At 54.2% G+C, this 7718-nt stretch carries 7 protein-coding genes; 4 read left to right on the forward strand and 3 right to left on the reverse strand.

Annotation, left to right across the window (positions count from 1 at the left end; all coding sequences use genetic code 11):
• Positions 1–24 precede the first annotated feature (24 nt).
• The 3 genes from FJD38_RS23705 to FJD38_RS23715 are packed head-to-tail and all read right to left on the reverse strand — an operon-like array spanning position 25 to position 2856.
• Positions 25–1533 (reverse strand): glucosyltransferase domain-containing protein, encoded by a 1509-nt coding sequence (locus FJD38_RS23705; protein ID WP_146387924.1) that lies wholly within the window; start codon positions 1531–1533, stop codon positions 25–27.
• Positions 1511–2485 (reverse strand): glycosyltransferase family 2 protein, encoded by a 975-nt coding sequence (locus FJD38_RS23710; protein WP_146387926.1) that lies wholly within the window; start codon positions 2483–2485, stop codon positions 1511–1513. The genes FJD38_RS23705 and FJD38_RS23710 overlap by 23 nt, the downstream gene beginning before the upstream one ends.
• A complete protein-coding gene (locus tag FJD38_RS23715; protein WP_146387928.1) occupies positions 2482–2856 on the reverse strand; it encodes a GtrA family protein in 375 nt (124 codons plus the stop codon). Before FJD38_RS23715 ends, FJD38_RS23710 begins: the two co-directional genes overlap by 4 nt.
• 219 nt (positions 2857–3075) lie before the next feature.
• On the opposite strand from FJD38_RS23715, the gene efeU reads away from it, so the two are divergent.
• From efeU to efeO (FJD38_RS23735), 4 genes are read left to right on the forward strand one after another with little or no spacing between them, the layout of a single operon-like run.
• Positions 3076–3918, forward strand: a complete 843-nt coding sequence (gene efeU, locus FJD38_RS23720; RefSeq protein ID WP_122784105.1) for an iron uptake transporter permease EfeU — start codon at positions 3076–3078, stop codon at positions 3916–3918.
• Positions 3919–3926: 8 nt separating this feature from the next.
• Positions 3927–5141 (forward strand): iron uptake system protein EfeO, encoded by a 1215-nt coding sequence (gene efeO / locus FJD38_RS23725; RefSeq protein ID WP_146387930.1) that lies wholly within the window; start codon positions 3927–3929, stop codon positions 5139–5141.
• A complete protein-coding gene (efeB, locus tag FJD38_RS23730) occupies positions 5138–6442 on the forward strand; it encodes an iron uptake transporter deferrochelatase/peroxidase subunit (RefSeq protein ID WP_146387932.1) in 1305 nt (434 codons plus the stop codon). The genes efeO (FJD38_RS23725) and efeB overlap by 4 nt, the downstream gene beginning before the upstream one ends.
• Positions 6443–6470: 28 nt before the next feature.
• Entirely contained in the window at positions 6471–7295 is an 825-nt protein-coding gene (gene efeO / locus FJD38_RS23735) for an iron uptake system protein EfeO (protein WP_146387934.1), read from the forward strand.
• Positions 7296–7718 lie beyond the last annotated feature (423 nt).

Raw genomic sequence — 7718 nt, forward strand, 5'->3', positions numbered from 1 at the left:
TGATAATAGCCAGAGTGCCCCGCATCAATCAGGTTCAGGGGCTGCTGATTCCCTATGGCTTTTTATCTGTATCAGACCTTCATTGCCCACCCGATAGACCCTGTATTGCTTATTGTCCACGATCAGCTTGCCTTTGTTTTGCGCCATCAATTGATCTATTGAGGCCCGCACCCAGTAAACCTTGCTGATCCCCAAGCGCTTTAAGTGATCTGGAAACAGTATTGTGTTGTCGTCACTCAACACGTATCTGAGAACAGGCATTAGCGCCAGGGCTCCCTCAGAAGCCGGAACCCAATAGGCATCCCTTTCAGCGCCGGGCGCCGAAAAATTAAAGCCCTCAACATCCCTGAGTTCAATACGACTGGTCAGGTCATAAGCGATATTAGTTGAGAGACTCGCTTCATACTCTTTTTTTGCGTTTAACACCTGCCCATACAGATAGGACAGTGAAAACATATAAAGGCACGGAATAATCAAACACCTTCCCGCTCCGGGTTTGATTCTGTTTAAAGCGTCATGAGCCAGATAGAACACCAGAATCAACAAGCTTGAAAAGCCCATCAAATTCCTGGCATCCATTCGATCTTCATGCAAAAAAAGCATCACATTGGGCGTGCACAGTAAAAGCACCCCGACGGTAAAAAATATGGCCATCAAAATACCCACTTTAGCGGACAGTCGATCGGCTCTGGCCAAGCACTTCGCGACAAAAAAAAGTCCGCCAGCTCCTGCCAACAACAACAGCACCGCCCACATCCAGCTCACACCAGGGCTGTTTAACAAGCTTATTTTATCGACAACCAAATGCAGGCGACTCTCAACCCTGTTAATCCAGTTCGAGTCAAAAGCCAGCAGAGTTCCACGGCTGTTATCGACCAGCGAATAGGCAGTGAAGAAATAGACCGTCATGCCTAAAACCAGCTGCAACGCTCTTAAACCTATCCTGCTGATCACGCTACGCCCTGGGACTGCACTGTGGATCAGCAAGAGAAGCTCAACACAACAAAGCCCAATAAACACAGAGACTGACGGCTGATACAGGCCTAAAGCGAGCGTGATCAGCATGGCTGGCATTATCACGTTCAACCCGACATTTTCAGGTTTAAATGTGAGTGCAGCGACCATTGCCACGACAGCCAACACCATGGCAGGACCATCATATTGATACGTCAAATTGCCTAAAAAAAAGGGACTGCATAACAGCGGTAGCACCACCAGACATTTAGAAAAATCAACCTCTACATATAAATAGAAAACGAGGCTTTTCATCGCCCAAGCAATCGCTACCACTGACACTAATAACGGCAATGGAAAAATAGAGGGCATTGATGGCGTAAAGGTCATCGCACCATACAATAGCTGGGCAAAAACGCGGCCTTGCCTCCTCCACGCATCATCGACCAGCAGTAACGAGCGCCACTGATCGTCTATATAGAGATAGTCCGCGTGAATAATCGGAAAAACGTAAACCAGGGACAGTATCAAAAAAAACCAAAAGACATCTTTGCTGTCACGCTTTATTTCGAACCACATCGACGTCTTCCTTTGCTTGATGGGTGTACTGGCGCCTGACCAAGTCTTTCACCACGTACCGAGGACGATGTTTGGCCTCCATATAAATTCGGCCCACATACTCCCCCAAGATACCAATACCAATCAGCTGCACTCCGCCGAGAAACAGCACGGCTGTCATTAACGATGGATAACCCGGCACGGTGTTACCAAAAATAAGTTTGTCCAACACCATGTACGCGGCATATAACAATGCCCCCAGGGATATCACCCCGCCGATATAACTCCACAAACGCAGCGGCAATGTACTGAACGATGTAATACCATCAAGCGCCAGGTTCCATAATTTCCAGCCATTGAATTTGCTCTGGCCAACCACGCGGGGCGCTCGGTCATATTCCACGATGACCACATTAAAACCGGCCCAAGACAGTACACCTTTCATGAACAGCTGCTGCTCAGGCAGCGCCTTGATCACGTCAACTACTTTACGATCCATCAAGCGAAAGTCGCCGACGTTTTCTTCAATATGGGTATAGGTAATGCGATTAAGCAGGTGATAGAACATCGCGGCGCTGTGACGCTTCATATAACTGTCGCTGGAGCGATCCCGTCGCTTGGCCAACACCACATCGGCGCCCTTCTGCCACCCGTCAATCAGCCTTGAAACCACTTCTATGGGGTCTTGCAAGTCGACATCCATAGGCACCACTGCATCACCAGTGGCGAATTCAAGCCCGGCGAACAGCGCAGCTTCTTTGCCGAAATTTCGGGAAAAGTTGATCAACAGAACATCTTCGTCAGTCAGGGCAATGGCCTGCGCGTATTCCCCCGTGCGGTCAGTGCTGCCATCGTTGATAAACACAATCTCAACGCTGTGGGCAAGCAATGCCGGTTCTTGCCGAACCGTCTGGTAAAACAGGCCAATGGCTTGTTCTTCATTGAACATCGGCACGATCAATGAGAGTTTCATGACGCACGAACGCGAAAAACCAGCCATTTGGAAAGCAGAAAGCCAACGACCAGGCTGCTCAGGGAAAACACCACCACGGTGACAATGCCCGGCAGGTTCCAGTGATCGGCAAACTTGCCCACCGCCAGGCTCAACCCGCCCATGCACACCATAAACATCAGGTAGCGCCCCAGGGATCTGGGCGCGGCAAAGGTGTAGAGGGCATTGGCATAAAAAGAAAAGGATGCCGCCGCGCAAAATGCCAAGAAGTTGCTGAGCGCCTGGCTAAGGTCGAACGCCATCCTGAGAACAAAAAAAAGCTGCCAATGGATCAAGGTATTGGCAACACCGATCACGGTATAGCTGGAAAATCCCTCCCATACTTTGCTCATACACTTCCCGTTACCGTTGGCAGGCTAGTTGGATCAAGCCACTGCGCCCATCGATCCGTCTACTGTCAGAAGTAACAGGTGGTACAGGCAGCCCCTTGAACAGCTACATTTCTTTTCATTCAGCCAACGTTCAGCTAATGCAAGTGATTCCTGTTTAGCAATGCGTATCAGTATGTTACAAATTAGCTTCCTAACTAATTCGTAACGCGGTGCGCTCCCATGCTGGTTCCCTTTCTGATCATGCTGCGCGAAGGCATTGAGGCCGCGCTTATCGTTGGCATCATTGCCAGCTACCTCAAGCAAACAGGGCGCGGTCAATGGATGCCTGCCGTATGGATTGGGGTGTTTCTGGCCGCCGCCTTGTCGTTGCTGGTAGGGGGCGGCCTGGAGTTGATGAGCGCTGAGTTTCCACAGAAGCAGCAAGAGCTGTTCGAGGGCATCGTGGGTCTGGTCGCTGTCGGCATTCTTAGCTCGATGGTGTTCTGGATGCGCAAAGTGGCGCGCTCCATCAAGCATTCCCTGCACACCTCTCTGGATCACGCGCTCGCCGGATCCAACCATCAGGTCACCGCACTGATTGCCATGGTGTTCTTTGCCGTAGCCCGTGAAGGCCTGGAAACCGTGTTCTTTTTGCTCGCCGTTTTCCAGCAGAGTGAAGGCCCCGCTGCACCTCTGGGCGCCCTGCTCGGTTTGATTCTGGCTATAGGTGTCGGGTTTGCCATCTACACCGGAAGCATGCGCCTGAACCTGGGCCTGTTTTTCCGTTGGACAGGGCTATTTATTCTGGTGGTCGCTGCCGGCATTTTGGCCAACTCCGTGCAAGCCTTGCACGAAGCCGGGCTCTGGAATCACCTGCAAGGGGTGGTGTTTGATCTCAGCGCCACACTGCCTATGGATGGCCCGTTGGGCTCTGTTCTGGCCGGCATGTTCGGTTATCAGGATGCACCCACGGTCAGCGTGCTCGGTGCGTATGTGATTTACCTGGCGGTCACTCTGGCGATGTTCTTCCGTTCGCCTGCCCCGGCACAGGCTGCACCTTCTCCTTCAACGACCCACTCATAAGGTTCTGCATGTCTACCTCTTCAAGCGGTACACCTCCTCGCGCCCTGCGCTGGGCGGTGGCCGGCTCGGTGATCGTGATGATCGCAGCGGGCGGGCTGTTCTATTACGCCTCGCAACTGGCAGCCGCCAAGCGCAAGGTTCACAGCAATGAGGTCACGGTCACCATTCATCCGCACAGTTGTGAACCGAATGCGTTAACCGTACCCGCAGGCTTCAATAGCTTCAGAATCGTCAACGCTTCGCAGCGCGCTGTAGAGTGGGAAATCCTCGACGGAGTGCTGGTGGTCGAGGAGCGTGAAAATATCGCGCCCGGCCTGAGTCAGGTGATCAATGCCACGCTGACCCCTGGCGATTACGCGATCACTTGCGGCCTGTTGAGCAATCCACGCGGCACTTTACACGTCACTCCTACCGCAGAATCCGACGCCAGTGCCAAGGAGCGCCCATCAATGGTGGCCTTTATTGGGCCGTTGTCAGAGTTCCGGGTGTACGTGAGCAGCGAAAGCAATGCCTTGATCAAGGCGGTCAATGCCTTGGCGCAAGCCATCACTGCCGGTGATCTGACTCAGGCTCAAGCACTGTACATTTCTGCCCGCGAGGCCTACCAACGTCTGGCACCTGCTGCGCAACGCATGGCCGAACTGGATAACGCCATCAACGCACGGGCCGACTATTTTGAACGTCGCGAGCAAGATCCGGGTTTTACAGGGTTCCATCGACTCGAATACGGTCTGTTTGATCAACGCACCCTTCAAGGCCTGACCCCAGTTGCGCAGCAGTTACAAGCCAATGTCGTGCAGCTCAAGCAACAGTTGATGGCCCAATCACTGCCGCCCGAACAATTGGTCGGCATCGTCAGCCGCACCTTGCACAATCTGGCTGATACCCGCGCCAACAGCGGTGAAGAAGAGCGTTATAGCCATCTCGATCTGAACGGGTTTGCCGCCAACCTGCAAACCAGCCGCAAGGTCGTCGACCTGCTGCGGCCGATACTGGCAAAAAACAATGCTGACCTTTTGCTCAACATTGATCACGCCACCACTTCGCTCGCAGATCAACTGAACACCCTGAAAACACCCCTGGGCTATAGCACTTACGACACCGTAAGTGCGGCGCAGCGTCAGGCAATCAGTACCAAGGCCAAGGCACTGGCCGATGCACTCGATGGAATCGATCCCGCCCTCGGCCTCTCAGGCCTGTCATTGCAGACGAGACACACATGAGTGATTCCCACCACAACCCTGACGATTTCAACCTGCAACGCCGTCGTGTTCTCCTCGGCATGGGCGTAGCGGGCGCCGCACTGGCCGGTGGTGCCTTGAGCTGCCCGGCAATGGCTGCCAGCAGTGGCCAAAACGCCCAAGTCACCCAGGCGCCCAGCAGCGATAAAACGCAGGACCATCATCAGTTCCATGGACAGCACCAAAACGGCATTATTACGCCCCGCCCGGCGGCGGGCATGTTGGTCGCATTCGATGTGCTGGCCAGCGACAAACAAGACCTTGAGCGGTTATTTCACACCCTCAACGAGCGCATTGCGTTTCTGATGAAAGGCGGCACCGTTCCGCAGGTCGATCCCAAGCTTCCACCTGTGGATTCCGGCATTCTTGGCCCGGTGGTCACGCCGGATAACTTGACCGTGACCGTGTCGGTGGGTGAATCCTTGTTCGATGAGCGATTCGGCCTTGGCCCGGTTAAACCCAAACGCTTGAGTCGCATGCATGGTTTTCCCAACGACGCTTTGGATCCGGCGCAGTGCCACGGCGACCTGAGCCTGCAATTTTGTGCCAATACCGCCGACACCAATATTCATGCCTTGCGCGACATTGTGAAAACCCTGCCCGACTTGCTGTTGGTGCGCTGGAAGCAAGAAGGCACAGTGCCTCCGCAAGCGCCCGGCAAACCCGGCGAGCCTGCGCAAAGCGCCCGCAACTTTCTAGGTTTTCGCGACGGCTCTGCCAACCCGGATTCCAATAACAATACGTTGATGAACAGCATTGTCTGGGTGCAACCCGGCAGTGACGAGCCGCAGTGGGCGGTCAATGGCAGCTATCAGGCGGTGCGCATCATTCGCAATTTTGTCGAACGCTGGGATCGCACTCCGCTGCAAGAGCAACAGAGCATCTTTGGCCGCAACAAGGCCAGCGGAGCACCTATGGATGGTCAGCACGAAACCGACGTGCCCGACTACAGCAAAGATCCTCACGGCAAGCTCACCAAGCTGGATGCGCATATTCGCCTGGCTAACCCGCGCACACCTGAAACCGCCCGCAGCCTGATCCTGCGCCGCCCGTTCAATTACTCCAACGGGGTCAATAAAAACGGCCAACTGGACATGGGCCTGCTGTTCATCTGTTACCAGAGTGATCTGGACAAAGGCTTTATCGCCGTTCAAACCCGCCTTAATGGCGAACCGCTGGAGGAATACCTCAAGCCGGTAGGCGGTGGTTATTTCTTCACCTTGCCGGGCGTGCGCGACGCACAGGATTTCATCGGCCGCTCCTTACTCACTGCACATGCGTAACCCCCCTGATACCTACCGGAAAAGTCCCATGAACAAGATGCCGCTCGCACTGATGCTCACGCTTGGTTTGCTCCACCTCCCACTCTCGGCTGTGGCAGCGACAGCGCCTCTGGACTTGGTGGGGCCCATCTCTGACTACAAGATATACGTGACTGAACAGCTGGATGAGCTGGCCAGCAATACCCAGCAATTCACGGATGCAATCAAAAAAGGCGATATTGCCACCGCTAAAAAGCTGTATGCCCCCACCCGCGTGTATTACGAGTCCATCGAGCCGATTGCCGAACTGTTCAGCGACCTTGATGCCTCTATCGACTCACGGGTCGATGATCACGAAAAAGGGGTCAAGGCCGAAGACTTCACCGGCTTTCATCGCATTGAATACAGCCTTTACTCTGAAAACAGCACCCAAGGCCTGGATGCACTGGCGGACGGCCTGAATAAAGACGTCAAAGACCTGCAAACCCGCGTCGCCGGCCTGACTTTTCCGCCCGAGAAAGTCGTCGGTGGCGCAGCGGCGCTGATGGAAGAAGTCGCGGCAACTAAAGTTAGCGGTGAAGAAGACCGTTATAGCCACACTGACCTTTACGACTTCCAGGGCAATGTCGACGGCGCGAAGAAAATCTTTGACTTGTTCCGCACGCAAATTGAGCAGAGTGATAAAGCCTTTGCCGCGAAAGTCGACAAGAATTTCAGCACCGTGGACAAGATTTTGGCGAAGTACCGCACGAAAGCGGGTGGCTTTGAAACCTACGATAAAGTCAGCGATAACGACCGCAGGGCGTTAATTGGGCCGGTTAATACGCTGGCTGAGGACTTGTCCACATTGCGTGGCCAGCTGGGTTTGAACTGATAGCTTTTGCTTTTTGCTTTTTGCTTTTTGCTTCTAAAGCAATGCCCCTGCCGCCACCGAAACAGTGGGAACGACACTGGGGCCCATCACAGGAGGCTGAACGCAGGTGCTGTTATGGGGGTGGCGAGGCAGGACGCCGAGCCAGCCGCGATCGGGCCAAGGATGGCCCGTCGCGGCGGGCCCCCATAACAGTGCCGGAGTGAAGGCACCGGGCGAGCCTAGGCGAGCTCGGCCGTATGGTAGGGCGCAGACCTTTTGGTTCCTTTTGGGGCGTCTGCCAAAAGGGACTCGCCGTAAGAGGGTGTTTACAAAACTAAGCAGTCAACCTGCGTAGCAGCATTCTTCCCTGAGCCAGCCATACCCATGCCTCGGCGATTCGTGGCAGCCGATCGTAATGAACTGCAAGTCGTCGAGCCCGATCAT

The organism is Pseudomonas saxonica, from assembly GCF_007858365.1.
In the GTDB taxonomy this organism is placed as follows: domain Bacteria; phylum Pseudomonadota; class Gammaproteobacteria; order Pseudomonadales; family Pseudomonadaceae; genus Aquipseudomonas; species Aquipseudomonas saxonica.